Genomic DNA, 19,813 nt, shown 5'->3' with positions numbered 1-19,813 from the left:
TAACTTTCATTTAATGGAAGTTATGGAGGAGGATTCCCATGGAAGGGATCGCCGCCCAGGCGCACGCCTTCGCCTCCCGCCTCGCGGGGGAGCTGCAGCACGAGGCCCACAACCGCTTCCAGGGCATGCCGTCCGACGCCGACTCCCGGCGCGCCTACGAGGAGTACGGCCGGGCCGGATTCATCGGCCTGCACTGGTCGGCCGAGTTCGGCGGGCGCGGCCTGCACCCGCTGGACACCGACGCCGTGGAGGAGGCGTTCGGCTACCACTGGCTGCCGCTGTCCAGCTATCTGCTGTCGGTCAAGACCATCGGCAACGCCCTGCGCCGGTTCGCCCCGCCCGCGCTGGCCGAGCGGCTGCTCACCCAGGTCGCCCGGGGCGAACTGCGCTTCTGCCAGGGCTTCTCGGAGCCGGAGGCGGGGTCCGACCTCGCCTCCCTGCGCACCCGGGCCGTCAGGAGGGACGGCAGGTTCGTCGTCTCCGGCCGCAAGATCTGGACCTCCAGCGCCGAGTACGCCGACTGGTGCTACCTCGCGGTGCGCACCGACCCCGACCTCCCCCGCCACAAGGGCGTCTCCGTCCTGGTGTGCCCCATGGACACCCCCGGCATCGAGGTCATCACCCATGACACCCTCGGCGGCGGCACGCTCGGCGAACTCGTCCTCGACGACGTCGAGATACCCGAGGAGAACCTCATCGGCGAGCTCCACGGAGGCTGGCGGGTGCTGATGGGCACCCTCGACTACGAGCGCGTCACCAGCGAGAAGGTCGGCATCGCCCGCCGCGTACTGGACGACCTCGAGCCGTACGCCGAAACCCCCGCCCAGCGCCTGGAACTGCTCCGGCTGCGCGGCCGGACGGACGCCGCCGCCGAAATCGGCTCCCGGGCCACCCTCCTGCTCGCCGACGGCGAGGACGCCAGCGCGGCCTCCTCCATGGCCAAGCTCTCCATCGCCTACCTGCTGCAGGGCATCGCGCACAGCGCGGCGGACCTGCTCGGCCCGCACGTGTTCGTCGAGGACGGACCGGACGCCGTCGCGGACGGCCGTATCGCTGCCTTCCACCGGGCCACGGTCGCCACCACCATCGCCGGCGGCGCCTCCGACATCCAGCGCCGCGTCATCGCCCGCAGGGGGCTGGCATGCGCCTAGCCGAACGCCCCCTCGCAGGCGTCCGCGTCCTCGACTACGCCCAGTACGTGGCCGGCCCCTTCGCCACCATGCTGCTCGGCGACCTCGGCGCCGACGTCGTCAAGGTGGAGCCCCCCACGGGCGACGCCTGGCGCCACTACAACCCGCACGCCCCCGGCGAGAGCACCTGGTTCTACGCGCTCAACCGGGGCAAGCGCTCCGTCACCCTGGACCTGAAGACGGAGGAGGGCCGGGCGGCGTCCGCACGGCTCATCGCCGGAGCGGACGCGGTCGTGCACAACATGCCGCCCGAGCGGGCCGCCCGCTTCGGCCTCGACCGCGAGAGCGTACGCGCCGCCAACCCCCGGGCGGTCTGGAACTGCGTCACCGCCTTCGGCACCGAGGGCCCCGACGCCGGCCGGCTCGGCTACGACATCATCGCCCAGGCGCTGTCCGGACTCCTGATGGCCGACGCCCGCCCCGAGGACGCCGTACCCCGGCGGTCCGGGGGGATCGCCATGGCCGATCTGACCGCCGGGCTGCTCACCTGCATCAGCGTGCTGGCCGGAGTGGCCGGGCGGGAGCGCGGGCGGCAGGCACCGGGAGTGGAGGTCTCCCTCCTCGGCGCCGCCCTGGCGGTCCAGGTCCAGCGCTTCGTCCGGATCGGCGACTCGGGGGAGGCCGCGGACAGCGGCCCGCTGACCGCGGCCGAACTCGACCGCACGGCCCGGACCACCGCGGGCGCCGACCGGCTGGAGCCGTACTACCGCTGCTACCGCACCGCCGACTCCTTCCTCGCGCTCGCCTGCCTCAACACCGCCCAGCGCCGCCGGCTGCTCGGGATCCTGGGACTGGACGACCCCTGGGTCGCCGACCCACAGGCGGCGCCGGCGGACGAGGCCGAACGCGCGGCCCGGGCGGCGCTGGTCGACCGCTTCGCCGCGGTCTTCGCCACCCGGCCGCTGGACCACTGGCTGTCCGTGCTCGCCAAGCACGACATCCCCTCGGGCGACGTACGCCTCCTCGGCCGGCTCTTCGACGACCGCCAGGTGACCGTCAACGGTCTGGTGCAGACCGTGCGGCAGCCCGGGGTCGGCCCGGTGCAGCTGCTCGGCAACGTCTTCAAGATCGACGGAACCGCCGCTCCCGCGGCCCGGCCCGCCCCTCGCCTCGGGGAGCACTCGGCCGAACTCCTCGGCGAACTCCACGGGCAGCCCACCGGCGAACCCACCGACCGTCCCACCGGGGAACCCAGCGGGACGCCGGGGCCGACCGGCACACCGGGGCCGACCGCGTCCCCCGGTACGCCCGCGCCCGCCGCGTCCCCCGGTACGCCCGCGCCCTCCGCGCCCGCCGCGTCCCCCGGTACGCCCGCGACCTCCACCCGCGCCGGGCACTCCCCGGCCCCCGGAGTCCGCCAACTCCGCCACACCGCAGAAAGGAACGGGGCATGACCACCACGCTCACGAAGGAGGCCGACGCCTTCGCCGTCACCCTCCGGCAGGTCATCGCCGACCACCCCGTGCCGGACGTCTGGCGCCCCGGCAGCCCGTCGGACGACCGCACCCCCGCCCTCGACGCCGCCCTGGCCTCCGTCGGCTGGGCCGAACTGCTCGAAGACCCCGACGCCTCCGCCTTCATCGGCCCGGCGGCCGTCGAACTCGGCCGCGGCCTGGCCCCGCTGAGCGAGGTGGACCGGCTCCTCGGCGGGTCCCCGCTGCACCAGGGCCTCGCCCGCTACCCGGGCGAGCGGGTCATCGCACGGACCCCGGAGGGGCCGCGCGAGCACCGGGTGCTCGGCGCCCAGCCGGTCCCCTACGGCGACTGCCTCGCCGTCCACGCCGTGCAGACCGAGCCGACGGGTGCCGCCGTGCACCCCGACGCCGAGTCCGCCTGGCTGCGCGCCCAGACCGGATACCTGGCCGGGCTCGCCAGCGGCGCGCTGGACCTCGCGGTCGACCACGTCAAGCAGCGCGCCGCCTTCGGCACCACCCTGTCCGGCCTGGAGGGCGTCCAGTTCCGCCTCGCCGACGCCGCCACCGCGGTCGAGGGGCTGCGCCGCCTCGTCACCCGCGAGGACTGCGGACCCGCCGCCCTCGCCCACGCGGGCCAGGCCGCGGAGACCGTCGTCGCCCAGTGCCACCAGGTGGTCGGCGCCATCGGATTCACCCTGGAGTTCCCCCTGCACCGCTACTCCCGGCGCGCCCGTGTGCTCGCCGCCTGGAACGACGCCTGGCTCGAAGGAGCACTGACGTGAGTACGTACGTGGTCACCGGCGGAAGCGCCGGCATCGGACTCGCCATCGCCCGCCGCCTCGGCCGGGACGGGCACGAGGTCGTCCTGGCCGCCCGCGACCCCGAGCGCCTCGCGGCCGCGGCCGAGTCGCTGCGCGCCGAGCACACCGTCGTCCGCACGGCCGCACTGGACGTCCGCGACCCCGACGCGGTCACCGCGCTGTTCGAGGAACTGCCCGCGGTCGACGGCCTGGTCAACAACGCGGCAGGCAACTTCGCCTGCCCCACCGTCGACCTGTCGCCCGGCGGCTTCAAGGCCGTGGTGGAGATCTCCCTCTACGGCTGCTTCCACGCCTCCCAGGCCCTGGCCCGCCGGCTGATCAAGGAGGGCAGGCCCGGCGCGATCGTCAACATCGTCGCCACCTACGCCTGGACCGGCGCCCCCGGCGTCGCCCACTCCGCGGCGGCCAAGGGCGGCATGCTGGCCTTCACCAAGTCGGTCGCCCGCGAATGGGGACCGTACGGCATCCGGGTCAACGCCCTCGCCCCCGGCTTCGTGCCGACCGAGTCCGCCACCGCCAACATCCTCTCCGACGACGAGGCCCGGCAGCGGATGCTGGACATGATCCCGCTCGGCCGCTTCGCGGAGGCCGACGAGATAGCCGACGCCACCGCCCACCTGCTGGGTGCCCCGTACACCACCGGCACCGTGCTGACCGTCGACGGAGGCCGCTCCCTCGGCGTGTCCATGCACGCACGCGCGGACACCCCGCGGCCGGCGCAGGCGGGAACGGGGGGCCGGTGATGCGCGACCCACGCCACCCCGCGCTCTACCTCGGCGGCCGGTGGAGCGACCGCGCCGCCCGGCTCCCCGTCGACGACCCGGCCACCGGCGAGGTCATCGGCTCGGTCCCTGCCGCCGGGACCGACGACGTGGACGCGGCGGTCGGCACGGCACGCGCGGCGTTCGATCGCTGGGCCGCCACCGACCCGGCCGAACGCGCCGCGGTACTGGACCGGTTCGCCGACGCGATGACCGCCCGCGAGACGGAACTCGCCCACACCGTCACCGCCGAGATGGGGGCACCCCGCGACTTCTCGCTGCGGGTCCAGGTGCGGCTCGCGGTCGACGTCCTGCGCGCCCAGGCGGCGCTGGCCCGCACCTTCCCCTTCGAGGAGGCGATCCCGGACGGGCCGCCGGCCCGCGTCGTCCGCGAGGCCGCGGGCGTCGTCGCCGCCATCACCCCCTGGAACTACCCCCTCTACCAGATCGCGGCCAAGGTGGGCCCGGCGCTCGCCGCCGGCTGCCCGGTCGTGCTCAAGCCCAGCGGCGTCGCCCCGCTCAACGCCTTCCTGTTCGCCGCCTGCGCCGACGACGCCGGACTGCCCCCGGGGCTGCTCAGCGTGGTCTCCGGCACCGGACGCGTCGTCGGCGAGGCCCTGGCCGCCCACCCGGGCGTCGACATGGTCTCGTTCACCGGGTCGACCGGCGCGGGACAGCACGTCATGCGTACCGCCGCGGGCACCGTCAAGCGGGTGGCCCTGGAACTGGGCGGCAAGTCGGCCGCCGTCGCCCTGCCCGACGCCGACCTCGCGGCGGCGGTCGAGGCCACGGTCGCCGCCGCCTTCGCCAACACCGGGCAGACCTGCACCGCGCTCACCCGGCTCCTCGTCCCCGCGGCCCGCTACGACGAGGCGGTGGCCGCCGCCGTACGGGCGGGCGGGCGGTACACCGTCGGCGACCCCGCACAGCCCGGCACCCACCTGGGCCCCTGCGCCTCGGCCGCCCAGCGCGACACCGTCGCCGACTACATCCGGCTGGGCGTCAAGGAGGGCGCCCGGGTCGTCGTCGGCGGGCCCGAGGCCCCGGACGGCATCCCCGCCGGACTGGCCGGCGGCCACTGGGTCCGGCCGACCGTCCTCGCCGACGCCGAACCCGGGATGCGGGTGGTCCGCGAGGAGATCTTCGGCCCGGTGCTCTGCCTGCTCCGCTACGAGGACGAGGAGACGGCGCTGCGGCTGGCGAACGACTCCGACTTCGGCCTCTCCGGAGCCGTCTGGTCGGCCGACCCGGACCGGGCGACCGCCTTCGCCCGCCGGATGCGCACCGGCCGGGTCGAGATCAACGGCGGCGCCTTCAACCTCAACGCCCCCACCGGCGGCTACAAGCAGTCCGGACTCGGCCGGGAACTGGGCCGCTGGGGGCTGGAGGAGTTCTGCGAGACCAAGACCCTGCAAGGAGTGCGGTGAACGAGCCCCTGACCGTTGATCTGCTGGTCGTCGGAGCCGGACCGGCCGGACTCTTCGCCACCTTCTGCGCCGGGTTCCGCGGCCTGTCCGTCGCCGTCATGGACGCCCTGCCCGAACTCGGCGGCCAGGTCGGCGCGATGTACCCGGAGAAGGCCATCCTCGACATCGCCGGCCTGCCCGCCGTCACCGGCCGCGACCTGGTGGAGGGACTGACCGCACAGGCCATGACCGCCCGCCCGCACCTGCTGCTCGGCCACACCGCGCAGACCCTGGCGTACGAGGACGGCACCCCGGTCGTCACCAGCGACCAGGGGTTGACCGTGCGCGCCGCGGCGGTCCTGGTCACCGGGGGCATCGGCGCCTTCACCCCCCGGCCGCTGCCCGGCTGCACCGGCTACGAGGGCCGCGGGCTGTCGTACTTCGTCACCGACCTCGACGACCTCACCGACCGGGACGTGCTGGTGGTGGGTGGCGGCGACAGCGCCTTCGACTGGGCCCTCGCCGCCGCCGGGCGGGCCCGCTCGGTGACACTCGCCCACCGGCGAGACACCTTCCGCGCGCACCGGGCGACGGTCGACAAGGTCCTCGCCTCCGAGGTGCAGGTGTGCACCCGCACCCAGGTCGCCGCCCTCCACTGCGGCCCGGACGGCCACATCGAGTCCGCCGAGCTCAACGGCCCGGACGGCACCCGGCGGATCAAGGCCCAGCGGGTGGTCGCCGCCCTCGGCTTCACCGCCAACCTCGGACCGCTGGAGTCCTGGGGCATGGCACTCGACGGCCGCCACATCGCCGTCGACAGCCATATGGCGACCAGCCTGCCGCGGGTCTTCGCCGCCGGCGACATCACCGCGTACCCCGGCAAGGTCCGGCTGATCGCCGTCGGCTTCGGCGAGGCCGCCACCGCAGTCAACAACGCGGCGACCGTCCTCGACCCGGGGAGCGACCTCTTCCCCGGCCACTCGACCGACCGCCACGGAACCACCACCCGAGAGGAGGGGGACTCATGACCCATGTGATCACCGACGCGTGCGTCGACGAGAAGGACGCCAGCTGCATGGAGGAGTGCCCGGTCGACTGCATCTACGAAGGGGGCAGCAGGATGTACATCCACCCCGGCGAGTGCATCGACTGCGGCCTGTGCGCCGAGGTCTGCCCCAACGGGGCGGCCGTGGCGCTGCGTCTGCTGGACCCGGCCGCCGCCGCGGTCCACGGACCGGCCAACGACGCCTTCTTCACCCAGGTGCTGCCCGGCCGCCAGGCGCCCCTCGGCTCCCCGGGCGGCGCCTCCCGACTCGGCCCGCTCGACGTCGACCCCAGCTGAGGAGAACCGCGATGACCATCCACCACCCGACGACCATCGACGCGGAGGCCTGCGCCGCCGCCCTGGACCGCGGCGAGACCCTGCCCTGGAGCTGGTACGCCGACCCCGCGATCACCGCCCTGGAGCAGGAGCGGATCTTCCGGTCGAGCTGGCAATACGTCGGCCGCACCGACCAGGTCGCCCAGCCGGGCCAGTTCTTCACCTGCGAGGTGGGCGGCGTCCCCATCGTCGTCACCCGCGACCGGTCCGGCGGGCTCAACGCACTGGTGAACGTCTGTCGGCACCGCGGCGCCCAGGTGGTCCGCGAGGACTGCGGCACCCGCAAGAGCCTGCAGTGCTTCTACCACGCCTGGACGTACGGCCTGGACGGCTCGCTGCGCGGGGTGCCGCGCGGCGACCGCGAGGCGGACTTCGACACCTCGCAGCTGGGGCTGCGCCGAGCGTCGGTGGACACCTGGGGCCCGTTCGTCTTCGTCCACCTCGACCCGGACCCCGCCCCGCTCACCGAGACGCTGGGCGAGCTGCCCGAACTCCTCGCCGCCGGCGGCATCGACCTGGAGCGGATGCGCTTCCACCACCGCGTGTACTACACCATCGAGGCCAACTGGAAGATCGCCGTCGAGAACTACCTGGAGTGCTACCACTGCCCGGTGGCGCACCCGGGACTCGCCGACGTCCTCGACGTCAGCCCCGACGCCTACGAGTTGGAGGTGCGGCCCACCTTCGCCACCCACCACGGCATCGTGCGGGACATCCCCCGGGAGGCCGGCTACCCCGTCCAGGGCCCCGTCGTCGAGGGCCAGTACCACCTCGTCTGGCCGAGCCTGAAGGTCAACGTCAACCCCGGGCAGCCGAACCTCTCCTTCGGCCCGGTGTACCCGGCGGGCCCGGAGCGCACGACCGGATACCTCGACTACTTCTTCGGCGAGGAGGTCGACGAGGCGTGGATCAAGGCTATGCTCGCCTTCGACGACCAGGTGGGGGCCGAGGACACCGATCTGGTGGAGTCCGTACAGCGCGGGGCCTCGTCCGGTGGGGTGGAGCGCGGCCGGCTCCTCCTCGGTTCGGAGCACACCATCTCGGCCTTCCAGCGCTTCGTCCTGGGCCGACTTCGGGAGGACTGAGAGATCAGCGAGTCACGTGATGCGGGATCGCGGACCCTCTCCCGGGGGCTCGCGATTCTGCGGCTCTTCGACGACGAACATCCCGAACTCACCCAGAGCGAGATAGCGGAATCCCTCGACCTGCCCCTGCCCACCGTGCACCGGCTGTGCGCGACCCTCGTCGCCGAGGGCTTCCTGGCCCGCCCCGCGGGCACCCGCAGACTCCGGCTGGGCCCGCAGATCGTCCGGATGGTCGGCCCGCTGATCGAGGGCATGGGCATGTCCGAGGCGGCACGCGCGATCCTGCGCAGACTGGCGGAGCAGACCGGGGAGACCGCGAACCTGGCCACCCTGGTCGGGAACGAGGTCGTCTACCTCGACTCCGCCCCCGGCCGCCATCTGCTCAGCCCGCGGGCCGAGCCGGGGCTGCGGGTGCCCGCGCACTGCACCGCGCTGGGCAAGTGCCTGCTCGCCCAACTGCCGGACGAGGAGGTGCTGAAGCTCGTCGGCAAGGGGCCCTACGAGCGGCTGACGGACGCCACCCACACCACCTGGCCGCAGCTGGGCAAGGCCCTGGGCGAAGTCCGCGAGGACGGCATCTCGCGATCGTTCGAGGAGTACGAGGTGGGGCTGGTGTCCTTCGCGGTGGCCCTGCCCGCGGCACCGGACGGCACCCTGTTCGGCATCAGCGTCTCGCTGCCGACGTCCCGGGCGGGGCAGCAGAGCGAGATCGAGCAGCGACTGCGTGCGGCCACCGCGGTGCTGCGCCGCCGCTGACACCCCGGGCCGGCGGCCGCTGCCCCCGGCCGGCGGCGGGGCTTGCCGGTCGCGGGTCGCTCTGGTCGCGGGTCGCTCCGGTTGCGGGTCGTTGCGGTCGCGGGTCGTTGCGGGTCGTTGCGGTCGCGGTCCGTCGCGGCTGCGGTCCGTTGCGCGCAGGGGGCGTTCCAGTCGCCGTCCATTGCGGCCGGGGCGTGGCGGTCAGATGGCGTTGCGGTCAGGGGGTCGTTGCGGTCACGCGGGCCGGGGCACGATGTTCAGCGCGCGGTAGTCGTACCCGTCCTGTGGGAAACCGGGAGCTTCCCACTGGAGATCCACCAACTGCCCCGGTGACAGCGTGCGGAAGCCCGCCATCTGGATGTGGGAGTAGTGGCCCCAGCACCCGCCGGGAGTCTCGTCGGAATCAAGGACACCCCACCCTTCCTCGTCGCGCCACTCACGGACCGTCGCGATCACCATGGGCGTACCCTACGGGCCCGTCGGCGGGTTGCCGCCCCGGCGGCAGGACGCCGCAGGACCGGCCTGCTTCTCCGGCGGGCTGCCGGCACCCGAACGGCACTGCCGCGGCGGGAACCGGGCGGCATCGTCCCGGTCCCGGACACCGGCGCGTACTGCTTTCTCGACGCCGTTCCACCGAGACGCCCGCCCGAACCGGCCGATGCGTCCCCTGTCTCGTGACCATGGAGGCTCTGTCTCGCGACCACGGAGGCCCTGCCTCGCGCCCGCGGAGGGTCCTCTTGTCCAGGGGGTTGCGCGGGCCGTCGGTGTCGCGCGCATCGCCCGCGAGCGCTGGTCGTGTGCTGCGGATGTTCGTGGCCGGTCCGACGCGGGCGTATGACGGGACGCGTCCTTCTGCGATGATGTCCGCGACAAAGGCGACGGCGGAACGAGGAAGCCGGTGTGAATCCGGCGCGGTCCCGCCACTGTGATCGGCGAGCGGATCCCGAACAGACCACTGCCCGTGCGCGGGTGGGAAGGCCGGGACGAGCACTGACCCGAGAGCCAGGAGACTCACGCGGTCGCCTCCTCGATACGACTGGGGCGGATCTCCCCGGAGAGGAGGGCTCGTCGTGATGCCCATGGAGGCGTCGCGCGACGGTTCGGTGCCGTGCCGGGTCGTGGTGTGCCGGGACTGCTGCTGCGGCAGCCCCAAGGTGTCCGGCGTCGATCACGGTGAGCAGACCGCGCGTCTCGCCGAGGACGCCCCGGTCCGGATCACCGACTGTCTCGACGTGTGCGACCAGGCGAACGTGATCGTGGTGCAGCCGTCGTCCGAGGGACGCGCCGCCGGCGGCCGGCCGGTCTGGTTCGGCCTCGTCAACGACCCCGCCGCGACCGAGGACATCGCCGCCTGGGTACGGGCGGGCGGGCCGGGCGTCGCCGCGCTCACGGACATCCTCGACCTGTACGCCTTCACCCCGCCGCGGCGTGCCCGGGCCACGCCGCTCCGTGACACGGGCTGACCCGGCGGCCCCTCAAGCCCCCCGGTCCCTCCGGCCACCTCGCATGACCGGCTGACTTCCCGTGCGCCTTCCGCGACCCGGCACGCCGTCCCGACTCCCGCCGACCCTCCGCGACCCGACCCGACCTGCCTTCCCCGACCCGACCTGCCTTCCCGAACCCCACGCGCCTTCCCGAACCCGACCCGCTTTCCCGAATCCGGCCGTCCTCCGGAGCACTATCCGGACCGTTCCGGTTCCAACCCGCGGTGAGAGGACCCACCAGATGATGCGCAAGCGCCCGATATTCCTGCTGCCGGCCGTGGCCGCAGCGGCCCTGCTGCTCTCCGGTTGCGGTGGCACCGCCGCCCGCGACGACGCCGCGCGGGCGGAGCCCGCCGCCGAGGGCTTCCCGGTCACGGTGTCCAACTGCGGTGTGAAGACGACCTATCAGCGGCCGCCGCAGCGCGCGGTGTCGCTCAACCAGCACGCGACCGAGGTCATGCTGGCGCTGGGACTGCAGAAGTCGATGGTCGGCACGGCCTACCTCGACGACAAGATCCTCCCCCGGTACCAGGGCGCCTACGACGGGATCAAGGTGCTGGCGAAGGAGTACCCCTCCTTCGAGACGCTGCTGACCGCCGAACCGGACTTCGCCTACGGCGGTTTCGCCAGCACCTTCGACGAGAAGGAGGGCCGCAGCCGCGAAGCCCTGTCCAAGGCCGGGATCAACTCCTACCTCAACATCGAGGAGTGCCCGAGAGGGCCTGTGACGATGGCCACGATGGACCAGGAGATCCGGAACGTGGCCAGGATCTTCGGTGTGCCGGAACGAGCCGATCAGGAGCTGAAGAAGCTCCACGGCACGCTGGACGAGGTCGAGGGCAAGCTCGCCGGAGTCACCCCGGCCAAGATCTTCGTGTACGACAGCGGCGACAAGACCGCCTTCACCGCCGGAGGGGCGGGCGTCGGCAACGAGATGATCAAACAGGCGGGTGGGGTGAACCTCTTCGCCGACCTGGACAAGTCGTTCGGTGACGTGTCGTTCGAGCAGGTGGCCGAGCGCATGCCCGAGGTCGTCGTCATCTACGACTACGGCAACCAGCCCGTCGAGGACAAGAAGAAGTTCCTGCTGGCGAACCCGGCGCTGAAGGACGTACCCGCCATCAAGAACAAGCGGTTCGCGGTACTCCCGCTTTCGTCCACGGTGCTCGGCGTCCGGGTGCCGTCCGGCGTGGAGTCCCTGGCCCGCCAGCTGCACCCGGAACGCTTCAAGTGACCGGCACGACCGGCACAGCCGGCACAGCCGGCACAACCGGCACGACCGGCACGAGCGGCACGACCGGCACGAGCGGCGCGACCGGTACGACCGGCACGACGGTGGCGAAGCACGCGGGCACCGGAGCGGAGACGGGAGTCCGCAGAGCGGTCGGCGAGGAGGCCACACTCCCAGGCCGCAAGCGGATGCCCTACCCCCTCGTTCTCCTGCTGCTGGGCGCGCTGGTGGTGGTCTCGGCCACCTTCGGGATCGCGGCCGGATCCATCGCCGTCCCCGCCGACCAGGTCTGGGGCATCCTGCTGCACCGGGTGCACCCGGCACTGGCCGACCCGTCCTGGACACCGGTCCGCGAGACGATCGTCGTCGACGTGCGGCTGCCCCGGGTGCTGCTGGCCGGCGTCGTCGGCGCGGGCCTCGCGGTGTCCGGAATGGCCCTGCAGGCGCTGGTGCGCAACCCCCTCGCGGACCCGATGCTGCTCGGGGTCTCGTCGGGGGCCTCGGTCGGCGCCGTGCTGGTCGTCGTCTGCAACCTCACCCTGTTCGGGCTGTTCTCCCTGCCGGTGGCGGCGTTCCTCGGCGCTCTCGCCGCCCTGGTCGCCGTCTACTTCCTGGCCCGGTCCGGCGGCCGGATGACCACCGTACGGCTGGTGCTGGCGGGCGTGGCGACGGCCGAAGTGCTGTCCGCGCTGGCCGGCTTCCTGATCGTCACCTCCGACGACCCGCACAAGACCCAGTCGGCGCTGCGCTGGATGCTCGGCGGACTGGCCGGCACCACCTGGACGGTGGTGTGGATCCCCGTCGCCGCCGTCCTTCTCGGCACCGCCGTCCTGCTCGGCGTCACCCGTCCGCTCAACCTCCTGCTCGCGGGGGAGGAGGCCGCCGTCGCGCTCGGCCTGGACGTGCACCGCTTCCGCGCCGCGCTGTTCACACTGGTGGCCCTCATGATCGGCACCATCGTCGCCGTCAGCGGCCAGATCGGATTCGTCGGCCTGATCATGCCGCACGTCGTACGGCTGCTCGTCGGCGCCGACCACCGCCGCGCGCTGCCCGCCGCAGCGCTGCTCGGCGCGGCCTTCCTCATCGCCGCCGACCTCGCCGCACGCACCGTCATGACCCCCGAGGAGATCCCCGTGGGCATCCTCACCGCCCTGGTCGGCGGACCCTTCTTCTTGTGGCTCATGCGACGGAGGACGGCATGACACACACGACAGCAGCCACAGCAGCCACAGCAGCCACAACAGCCACGACAGACGCAGCAGACGCCGCGATGACGGCGACAGCGGCACCCGGCACCCTGGCCGTGCAGGACGTCTCGGTCCTCGTCGAAGGACGGGCACTGGTGGACCAGGCCTCCCTCCACGTGGCCCCCGGCGAGGTGGTAGGGCTCGTCGGCCCCAACGGCGCAGGCAAGTCCACCCTGCTGCGCACGGTCTACCGAGCCCTGCGCCCCACCTCGGGACGGGTGCTCCTCGACGGCCAGGACGTCCGGCGGCTGCCCGGCAAGAGCCTGGCACGCCGACTCGCCGCCGTACTCCAGGAGTCCGCCGCCGACTTCGAGCTCTCGGTGTACGACGTCGTGGCCATGGGCCGCACCCCGCACAAGCGCCCCTTCGACGCGGACGACGCCGACGACCGCGCCGTCATCACCGCCGCCCTGGACCAACTCGACGCCGCCCACCTCGCCCAGGCCCCCTTCACCCGCCTGTCGGGCGGCGAGAAGCAGCGCGTGCTCATCGCCCGCGCACTCGCCCAGCGCGCGGGAACGATGGTGCTGGACGAGCCGACCAACCACCTTGACCTGCGCCACCAACTCGACACCCTGCGCCTGGTCCGCCGGCTCGGCGTGACCGCCGTGGTGGCCCTCCACGACCTCAACCTGGCCGCCGCGTTCTGCGACCGGATCTGCGTGATGGACGACGGCCGCGTGGTGACCACCGGGACACCCGCCGACGTCCTCACCACCGAACTGCTCGCCGACGTCTACCGCGTCGACGCCGAGGTGACCGAGCACCCCCGAACCGGCGTCCCACACATCACCCTGCTGGCCGACGGCGATCCCTTCGGAAAGGGGTGATGCACCAGGCCTCGCCGTCCGATGACGGGCCTGTCGCCGTGCCGCCGCACGCACCGCCGCCGGGAGCACTTCGGAACCGGATCGGAAGCGGTCGACGGGTACCGGCGGAAGCGGCCGGCATGGTCTCGTGAACGGCGGTGAGGCCGGGCGCGGCGGCGCGTGGCCCGGACAGCGTGGATGCCGCGAAGGGGGAGCTGGGAGATGCGGAGCAGCCCGCCGGTCCGGGGGACACGTCCGAGACCACGTCCGGCCTCGCCTTCGCCGTCAGTCCGCCGCGCCATGCCCGAGTACAAGGTCCTGGAAGCGCTGCTCCACCGGGGTCAAATCCGTCCGGGCCAGCTCCTGGGGCCGGATGACGAGCCGGAGTTCGGGGGTCAGGGCGGGGTAGCGACGGCAGGCGTCGATGAACGAGTCCACGATCAGGGCGACCAGCTGGCCCCGGTCCAGATCCGTGACGCGGGCCAGCCCGGAACCGATCAGTGGGACCGCGACCGGCTTGAACAGACCGTGAACCGCCACCGAGGCCCACAGATTCTCCAGACTCAGCCGCAGATCGCGGTCGCTGGACCTGGCCACCAGATCGTTGCCGAGCTGCGAATAGGCGATGGCGAACACCCGGCGGCCGTCGACCGGCAGCACCACGGTGGTGCCCACCGGATAGCGCACCCGCCGGCCCAGCGGCTTGGACCGTGCGCTCTCGGTGCCCACCGCCTTCGTCTTGCGCAGCCCCGCCCGCAGCTTGTCGTCCAGCAGGCGCCGTCGCCCGTCGAACAGCCGGTCGACGAGCTGGCTCTGCACGCTCTCACGGCTGATCACGAGATCCTCTTCGGTCTCGGTGTCGAAGGTGTCGGAGAACCCGACGACCAGGTTGCAGTCGGCCTGATCGAACAAGTCGCCCCGCAACAACACCACATCGGCCCGCTGGCCCGGCAACGGCACCCGGTGCCGCAGCAGTTCCGCCCCGTGCCGGGCGCGGAGCTCCGCGCGGAGGGTGTCGAGGACACGCGCGGCCTCGGCGTCGTCGGGGTGGTCGTAGGCGATCAGTTCGGCGACCGGCAGGGCGAGTTCGGGGCGCCCCAGGTCCGTCTGCACACGGACCAGTTCACGCCGGGCCGTCTCCTGAAGAGCGGTCAGGCGGCGTACGAACGGAGCCGCGAACCCTTCTCCGCTCACCTCGGCCAGCGGCCGGCCGCGCACCAGGGACAGCGCCTCGGCCAGCCGGTGTGCGGCGGTCGCCGGCGGCGCGAGCAGGGCGTCGCTGACGATCGCGGTGAACCGTGCGCTGTCCAGTTCCTCGGGCCGCAGCACCAGACGGTAGGCGGTCTCCGGACCCTGGACGGTGACCTGCTGCTCGGTGCGCAGGATGTTCGTACCGGCGCCGTCCTGGCCGGGTGCCAGGGCACGCCGCAGCTCCAGGACCCGCTTCTGGACCTCGTTGCGGTTGCGCTGGTCCAGATGGCGGGGCTCGTCCGCGAGACCCCATACGTCGCGCCGCAGTTGCCGCACCGGGACCGCGTCGCCTCCGGCGGCCACCAGCCGGACCAGCAGCCGTACGGTCAGCGGTGTCAGCCGGACCGGAACCCCGTCGACCTCGAGCTGAACCGGGCCCAGGACCTTCACTCGGACACGTGCTGCCGCACCGGCCATCCCCGTCGCCCCCCGGTGGTCGTACATCACTCTGCGTCAGGCATTGGTGACCGGAAGATTATCACCAGACCCCGGGGTAACCGTGAGTTCGGGTGATTCCGGGGGTCCGGACCCGATGGGCCCGATAAGATCCCCCGGCTTCTCCCGGCCGGACCCCGACTCACGCCCCGACTCACGCCCCGGCCCGCGTTCCCGGCGGCGGCCGTCCCGCCGCCGCCCCCCTCTCTCAGCGTCTTTCTTGTCGCGGCTGTGGCGGTTGCCGCGGTTGCCGCGCGGCACGCGGCGCGCCCGGCAGGTCTTCGTACGCGACACGATGGTGGCGTTCGGCGGGCTGTCCGCCGTGCTGCAGGTCGTGGGTCCGTTCGTGCCGCACATCGGTTCCGGCGCGGCCGTCGGGCTGTCGGTGGGGGCGTGCCTGGGCTGGGGGCTGCTGCGGGCCCGTCCGGCGGCCCGGGTGCAGCAGGTGTTCCGGCGGCCCGACATGACGGTGGTCGTCGAGGCGGGTGACCTGTTCGACCAGTCGGGCCATCTCGTCGTCGGGTTCTGCGACACCTTCGACACGCTGTCGGCCGACGGCCGGGTCATCCACGGCGACAGCCTGCAGGCGCAACTGCTGGACCGCGGATACGGTGGCGACGTGTCCCGTCTGGACGCGGAGCTGAGCGCGGCGCTCGCCTCGGCCGAGCCCGTCGCGCGCGAGGAGCGTGCCGACAAGCCGCTCGGCAAGCTCGACCGCTACCCGATCGGCACGGTGGCGGTACTGGGCGCCCGGCCGCGGCTGGTGTTCGGCGTGGCCTACAGCCGGATCGGGAACGACTACGTGGCGGCCTCCGGCGTGGAGGACCTGTGGCGGGGCCTCGGCGGGCTGTGGGACGCGCTGCGCGCGCACGCCCAACTGGACCGGGTGGCCATGCCGCTGGCCGGTTCCGGGCTGGCGCGGCTCGGCTACCTCGACCGGGACAGCCTGCTCCGGCTGATCCTGATGTCGTTCGTGGCCCGCTCCCGGGAGAGCGCGATCTGCCGTGAACTGCGTGTGGTGATACGGCCCGAGGAACTGGAGAGCGTCAACATGCGCGAGCTGGCGGCGTTCCTGGACGCTCTGGCGTGGGACCCGGACCGGTAGCGCGGTAGCGCGGGAGCCCGGGGACCGGTAGCCCACCGACCGGACGGGCGGCGCGGGCGCGCGGGTCCCCGGCTGCCGCGGGTGAGCGGTCCTCCGGGCGGTGCGGGCGCGCGGCCCTCCGGCTGTCGCGGGGCCTCGGCCGGGCTGCCGCGGGGCCTCCGCCGGCGCCGCACGAGGGGGCGGAACCCGGCGTCCCGCCCCCTCGCACCGCCCGTCAGGCCAGTCGGCGGTAAGCCGCCAGATTCCTGAAGTACGAGATGTCGCGCCAGTCCGGCCGGGTGTCGTCGAGGTCGCACTCGGCCCCCTTGAGCCGTTCGACGATCTTCGAGACGGCGGCCTCGGAGCCGTCGAAGTGGACCACGTTGCGGCCCGCGAGGTCCGCGGCGGGCCGCACCTGGCCGACCTGCACGATGATCGTCCGCTCCGGGTAGGCCATCAGGGCCATGCCGAGTTCGATCAGCACGTTCTGACGGGGCTGGCCGGTCAGCCTGTTCTCGTAGGGCGGCTCGTTGAAACCCTGCAGGTGCGGATGGAGCATGGCGACGTCGTCGGGGGTGAGCAGCACGAGCGCCGCCTGCGCCTGCGACAGCGCCTTCTCGATGACCTCGCCGAGGAACGGCGCGGTGCCCCCGGTGGCCCGGACCAGCCGCTCCCACTCCAGCGGGCGCAGGTCGAGCCGGCGCAGCAGGCCGAACATCGCCGTGCGGACCTCCTCGTCGCGGCCGTGCACGACGAAGACGCTGCGGCTGCGGCCGTAGTCCGCGCGCGCCTGGGCCGCCTGTGCCGCCTCCTGCTCGGCGGACGGCCGCTGCTGCTGCGGGGCGTTGTGGACGTGGTACCCGAAGCCGCTGTTCGTGCCGCCGAACACGTTCTGGTTGTTGTCACCGAAGGTGTGGCCCTGGCCCATGGTCGATTCCCTGTCCGTCATGATCAACGGCCTCCCGACGGCTGGTAGTTGTAGCCGAAGTTGCTGTTCGTGCCGCCGAAGAAGTTCTGGCTGTTGTCGCCCAGCAGGATGTTGGTCTGCGCGCGGTCGTGCTCGGCGAGGTCCACGTCGTGCTCGTCGAGAAACGCGCGGATGTTCTGGAGCAGACGGCGCTCGACGATCTCCATGTACTTGGTCGCGTCGGAGTGCTGGAAGAAGTGGTGGTAGTTCTCGCTGGTGGCGAGTTCCCTGACGCTCACCAGGGCGCCGCGGTTGAGCCACGGGTTGGCGTAACGGCCCAGACCGAACTCGCTGGTGTCCGCCACCTGCTCCTCCTGCAGCACCGCGGCGATGGCCCTCCTGGCCCGCCTGACCTCCCAGGGCCGGATCCAAGGCACCGCCCACGCGGGCAGGAACCGCACCGGGATCAGCCACAGCGGCCACAGCCACAGCGCTGTGGACCAGCGCACCATGGCCTTGAACATGTCCCACGCCACCCGCACCGCCAGACGCGCGTCGATGGCGTGGGGCAACTGGTCCACGAGGTGGAAGTCCTTGACGAGCGGCCCGAGGACATACGTGTAGAACTCGGTGTGCAGCGTGTTGCCCCTGATGTCGAACCCGACGAAGATCGAGGTCACCAGCTCCTCCTCCCACGATCCGACGCGCACGCACAGGTACTCGCGGGCCGCGTCGTAGTCCTCGCGCCAGTGGATGCCGGGCAGGTCGTCCACATCGGGAAGTTCGGTCCAGTCGGCACCGGTGGTTCGGTCGTTGGTGAGGATCGCGGTGGTGTAGCGGCGCTGCTCGACGGTCAGCCCTTCGATCCGCTCGTCGGGCCGGGCCTCGTCCCGCAGATCGGCGGCCATCCGGGCGGCGACCTGGCTGGTGATGTCGTGCACGGTGAACGGGACGACCTGCCTTCGCTCGACGGTGTCGAGGTCGGGCGGCAGGCCGTTCTCGCTCTTGCGGGCCATGATCCGGGTCTTCGGCGCGCCCAGCAGCAACTGCGCGTTGGACCAGTCGCGCAGCGGCAGGCCCGCGCCGACGAAGGGCCGGTAGCCGCCGTAGAAGACCAGTCCGCTGCTGCCGGTCTGCTCCTGGTCGATCTTGTGGGCGAGTTCGGCGGTCAGCTTGTCGTGCGTGGGGCAGGCCCCGCCGAAGCCGCCGTCCGGACCGCTCTCCCGCAGCCGGGTCATCAGGATCTGCAGGGTGACGATCCGGCGCAGATAGGCCGCCGCCCACGGCACCCAGAGCAGCATGACGACGCCGAGCGGCGTGCTGAACGCCCCGGTGCCCATCAGCAGCAGGATCACGGCCGCCGCGCCGGCCGCGGCCGCCCACTGGGTGCGGTGCAGCCGGCGCGCGGCGAGGGCGTGCGCCAGCACCGATACGGCGTCGTAGCCGAAGGAGGGCGCGACGACCCGGAAACGGCTGTCCAGCAGTTCCCGGATGACGGCCCGCCGGTAGCCGGGATCGAGGTAGGTGCCCGCCGACAGCAGCCGGGTGGCTCTGGTGCGCTTGTACGCGCGGTGCTCCGGCGGCATCTGCGGTGGCGGGCCGGGCGGACGGGGTGAGAGTTCGTCTGTGGCCATGGTGGTTCGCGCTCCGCTCGTGAGGGCGCACCCCTGCGGGTACGCCGGTGGGTGTCAGTCGGCCCGGGTGGCCGTGCCGCTGGTGATCACACCGCCGCGGACGGTGTAGGTGGCGTCGTACGACTGCGTCGTGCCGTCGACCTGGAGGGCGTCGATGGTCAGCCGCACCCTGGTGCCTTCCACGGACACGATGCGGATGGTGTCCCGCCGGGTGGTGGCGTAGCCCGAGACGAAGCGGTCGTAGCTGGACTCGAGGTTGCTGCCGCCGAGGGTCCAGGCGGTCCGGTAGTCGCGGGCGTTGATCGCCTCGAAGTAGGCGGTGACGACCTCGCCCGGCCCACCGGTCGCGCTCGCGGCCGGGGTGCCGGCGGCGGCGTCCGTCGGGTAGGCGAACCCGCCGTCGCCGTACCCGTCGGTCGCGGTCGCCTCGGGGATGCTGTACCGGTCCGGTGTACCGGTGCCGTCGTACGGCCATGCGGGTGCCGTCGTCGACGGCGTGTGGCTCGGCCGGCCGGCCGGCCGGGCTTCCGCCGTCCGTGCCGAAGGTGTCCGAACCGAACAAGCCCGACCCGGACGATCCGGACGGCCCGTAGGGCTCGGACGAGGCGGAGTCGTCGGCTGCGCCGCCCAGCAGGACCACCGTCATGGCGAGCAGCAGGGGCGTGGCGATGACCACAAGCCCCCAGGTACGGGCGGGGCCGCTCGGCGGTATCAGGCCCGGGGCACGGTAGGAGGAGGGCGAGCGGTAGGAGGAGGGGGCCCGGTGAGATGACGGGGCGCGGTGGGTGGACGGTGGGTCGGGACGCCCGGCGTACGGTGTCAGCCCTGGGTCGGTCATGGGGTTCTCCAGAGATCACGGCAGTGCGGCGCGCCCGCCCCGGATGCCCTCTGGCGGTACGTGTGTACGCGATGGGCC

19 protein-coding genes and 1 riboswitch are annotated in these 19,813 nt (G+C 72.9%); of the genes, 14 read left to right on the top strand and 5 right to left on the bottom strand.

What is annotated here, in order from left to right; all coding sequences use genetic code 11:
• The first annotated feature begins 38 nt into the window (after positions 1-38).
• The 9 genes from DDW44_RS12785 to DDW44_RS12745 are packed head-to-tail and all read left to right on the top strand — an operon-like array spanning position 39 to position 8,815.
• Positions 39-1,151 (top strand): acyl-CoA dehydrogenase family protein, encoded by a 1,113-nt coding sequence (locus DDW44_RS12785; RefSeq protein ID WP_018889703.1) that lies wholly within the window; start codon positions 39-41, stop codon positions 1,149-1,151.
• Entirely contained in the window at positions 1,142-2,584 is a 1,443-nt protein-coding gene (locus DDW44_RS12780) for a CaiB/BaiF CoA transferase family protein (RefSeq protein ID WP_108906493.1), read from the top strand. Before DDW44_RS12785 ends, DDW44_RS12780 begins: the two co-directional genes overlap by 10 nt.
• Entirely contained in the window at positions 2,581-3,387 is an 807-nt protein-coding gene (locus tag DDW44_RS12775) for an acyl-CoA dehydrogenase family protein (RefSeq protein ID WP_108906492.1), read from the top strand. The genes DDW44_RS12780 and DDW44_RS12775 overlap by 4 nt, the downstream gene beginning before the upstream one ends.
• Positions 3,384-4,169: an SDR family oxidoreductase gene (locus tag DDW44_RS12770; RefSeq protein ID WP_108906491.1), complete on the top strand. Its 786-nt coding sequence runs from the start codon at positions 3,384-3,386 to the stop codon at positions 4,167-4,169. The genes DDW44_RS12775 and DDW44_RS12770 overlap by 4 nt, the downstream gene beginning before the upstream one ends.
• Complete coding sequence (locus DDW44_RS12765) at positions 4,169-5,614, top strand: aldehyde dehydrogenase family protein (protein WP_108906490.1); 1,446 nt, start codon at positions 4,169-4,171, stop codon at positions 5,612-5,614. The genes DDW44_RS12770 and DDW44_RS12765 overlap by 1 nt, the downstream gene beginning before the upstream one ends.
• On the top strand, positions 5,611-6,621 hold the full coding sequence (locus DDW44_RS12760; protein WP_017945659.1) for an NAD(P)/FAD-dependent oxidoreductase: 1,011 nt from the start codon (positions 5,611-5,613) through the stop codon (positions 6,619-6,621). Before DDW44_RS12765 ends, DDW44_RS12760 begins: the two co-directional genes overlap by 4 nt.
• Positions 6,618-6,935: an indolepyruvate ferredoxin oxidoreductase subunit alpha gene (locus DDW44_RS12755; RefSeq protein ID WP_018889708.1), complete on the top strand. Its 318-nt coding sequence runs from the start codon at positions 6,618-6,620 to the stop codon at positions 6,933-6,935. Before DDW44_RS12760 ends, DDW44_RS12755 begins: the two co-directional genes overlap by 4 nt.
• Before the next feature lie 11 nt (positions 6,936-6,946).
• Positions 6,947-8,059 carry an aromatic ring-hydroxylating oxygenase subunit alpha gene (locus DDW44_RS12750; protein WP_017945661.1) on the top strand — a complete coding sequence of 371 codons (1,113 nt, stop codon included), beginning with the start codon at positions 6,947-6,949 and terminating at the stop codon, positions 8,057-8,059.
• A 3-nt stretch (positions 8,060-8,062) separates the two neighbouring features.
• A complete protein-coding gene (locus DDW44_RS12745; protein ID WP_078543741.1) occupies positions 8,063-8,815 on the top strand; it encodes an IclR family transcriptional regulator in 753 nt (250 codons plus the stop codon).
• Positions 8,816-9,049: 234 nt separating this feature from the next.
• On the opposite strand, the gene DDW44_RS12740 is transcribed toward DDW44_RS12745, so the two are convergent.
• Positions 9,050-9,274: a cold-shock protein gene (locus DDW44_RS12740; RefSeq protein WP_108906489.1), complete on the bottom strand. Its 225-nt coding sequence runs from the start codon at positions 9,272-9,274 to the stop codon at positions 9,050-9,052.
• Positions 9,275-9,662: 388 nt separating this feature from the next.
• Positions 9,663-9,844, top strand: a riboswitch (cobalamin riboswitch).
• Between the two features lie 44 nt (positions 9,845-9,888).
• Between DDW44_RS12740 and DDW44_RS12735 the strand changes: the two genes are divergently transcribed.
• The 4 genes from DDW44_RS12735 (at position 9,889) to DDW44_RS12720 (ending at position 13,607) form a co-directional block, all read left to right on the top strand.
• Positions 9,889-10,278, top strand: a complete 390-nt coding sequence (locus tag DDW44_RS12735; RefSeq protein WP_017945665.1) for a hypothetical protein — start codon at positions 9,889-9,891, stop codon at positions 10,276-10,278.
• Positions 10,279-10,540: 262 nt separating this feature from the next.
• The gene (locus DDW44_RS12730) at positions 10,541-11,533 is read left to right on the top strand and encodes an ABC transporter substrate-binding protein (RefSeq protein ID WP_108906488.1); all 993 of its coding nucleotides are present in this window, start codon (positions 10,541-10,543) and stop codon (positions 11,531-11,533) included.
• Between the two features lie 185 nt (positions 11,534-11,718).
• Positions 11,719-12,732, top strand: coding sequence for a FecCD family ABC transporter permease (locus tag DDW44_RS12725; protein ID WP_026281642.1), 1,014 nt, complete (start codon positions 11,719-11,721; stop codon positions 12,730-12,732).
• 68 nt (positions 12,733-12,800) lie between these two features.
• On the top strand, positions 12,801-13,607 hold the full coding sequence (locus tag DDW44_RS12720) for a heme ABC transporter ATP-binding protein (protein ID WP_108906487.1): 807 nt from the start codon (positions 12,801-12,803) through the stop codon (positions 13,605-13,607).
• A 264-nt stretch (positions 13,608-13,871) separates the two neighbouring features.
• On the opposite strand, the gene DDW44_RS12715 is transcribed toward DDW44_RS12720, so the two are convergent.
• Entirely contained in the window at positions 13,872-15,227 is a 1,356-nt protein-coding gene (locus DDW44_RS12715; RefSeq protein ID WP_108906486.1) for an AfsR/SARP family transcriptional regulator, read from the bottom strand.
• A gap of 292 nt (positions 15,228-15,519) precedes the next feature.
• Here DDW44_RS12715 and DDW44_RS12710 point away from each other — a divergent pair, with 292 nt between their 5' ends.
• Positions 15,520-16,377, top strand: coding sequence for a macro domain-containing protein (locus tag DDW44_RS12710; RefSeq protein WP_018889718.1), 858 nt, complete (start codon positions 15,520-15,522; stop codon positions 16,375-16,377).
• A 214-nt stretch (positions 16,378-16,591) separates the two neighbouring features.
• On the opposite strand, the gene DDW44_RS12705 is transcribed toward DDW44_RS12710, so the two are convergent.
• Genes DDW44_RS12705 through DDW44_RS33185 form a run of 3 tightly spaced genes read right to left on the bottom strand, consistent with a single transcriptional unit; the run spans position 16,592 to position 19,086 of the window.
• Positions 16,592-17,284: a TIR domain-containing protein gene (locus tag DDW44_RS12705; protein WP_108908821.1), complete on the bottom strand. Its 693-nt coding sequence runs from the start codon at positions 17,282-17,284 to the stop codon at positions 16,592-16,594.
• A gap of 23 nt (positions 17,285-17,307) precedes the next feature.
• Positions 17,308-18,897 carry a hypothetical protein gene (locus tag DDW44_RS12700; protein WP_244224015.1) on the bottom strand — a complete coding sequence of 530 codons (1,590 nt, stop codon included), beginning with the start codon at positions 18,895-18,897 and terminating at the stop codon, positions 17,308-17,310.
• Between the two features lie 54 nt (positions 18,898-18,951).
• On the bottom strand, positions 18,952-19,086 hold the full coding sequence (locus DDW44_RS33185; RefSeq protein ID WP_279634805.1) for a hypothetical protein: 135 nt from the start codon (positions 19,084-19,086) through the stop codon (positions 18,952-18,954).
• Positions 19,087-19,813 lie beyond the last annotated feature (727 nt).

Source organism: Streptomyces tirandamycinicus, assembly GCF_003097515.1.
GTDB lineage: Bacteria > Actinomycetota > Actinomycetes > Streptomycetales > Streptomycetaceae > Streptomyces > Streptomyces tirandamycinicus.
Note: the sequence above shows the minus strand (reverse complement) of the source record. Positions and strands in the feature narration are given on the sequence as shown.

Excerpts from the sequence above, each read along its gene's own strand:
- DDW44_RS12750 (WP_017945661.1), top strand. The coding sequence starts at position 6,947 with ATGACCATCCACCACCCGACGACCATCGACGCGGAGGCCTGCGCCGCC.
- DDW44_RS12765 (WP_108906490.1), top strand. The coding sequence starts at position 4,169 with ATGCGCGACCCACGCCACCCCGCGCTCTACCTCGGCGGCCGGTGGAGC.
- DDW44_RS12775 (WP_108906492.1), top strand. The coding sequence starts at position 2,581 with ATGACCACCACGCTCACGAAGGAGGCCGACGCCTTCGCCGTCACCCTC.
- DDW44_RS12705 (WP_108908821.1), bottom strand. The coding sequence starts at position 17,284 with ATGGGCCAGGGCCACACCTTCGGTGACAACAACCAGAACGTGTTCGGC.
- DDW44_RS12755 (WP_018889708.1), top strand. The coding sequence starts at position 6,618 with ATGACCCATGTGATCACCGACGCGTGCGTCGACGAGAAGGACGCCAGC.
- DDW44_RS12735 (WP_017945665.1), top strand. The coding sequence starts at position 9,889 with ATGCCCATGGAGGCGTCGCGCGACGGTTCGGTGCCGTGCCGGGTCGTG.
- DDW44_RS12730 (WP_108906488.1), top strand. The coding sequence starts at position 10,541 with ATGATGCGCAAGCGCCCGATATTCCTGCTGCCGGCCGTGGCCGCAGCG.
- DDW44_RS12740 (WP_108906489.1), bottom strand. The coding sequence starts at position 9,274 with ATGGTGATCGCGACGGTCCGTGAGTGGCGCGACGAGGAAGGGTGGGGT.
- DDW44_RS12725 (WP_026281642.1), top strand. The coding sequence starts at position 11,719 with ATGCCCTACCCCCTCGTTCTCCTGCTGCTGGGCGCGCTGGTGGTGGTC.
- DDW44_RS12720 (WP_108906487.1), top strand. The coding sequence starts at position 12,801 with ATGACGGCGACAGCGGCACCCGGCACCCTGGCCGTGCAGGACGTCTCG.
- DDW44_RS12780 (WP_108906493.1), top strand. The coding sequence starts at position 1,142 with ATGCGCCTAGCCGAACGCCCCCTCGCAGGCGTCCGCGTCCTCGACTAC.
- DDW44_RS12700 (WP_244224015.1), bottom strand. The coding sequence starts at position 18,897 with ATGGCCACAGACGAACTCTCACCCCGTCCGCCCGGCCCGCCACCGCAG.
- DDW44_RS12785 (WP_018889703.1), top strand. The coding sequence starts at position 39 with ATGGAAGGGATCGCCGCCCAGGCGCACGCCTTCGCCTCCCGCCTCGCG.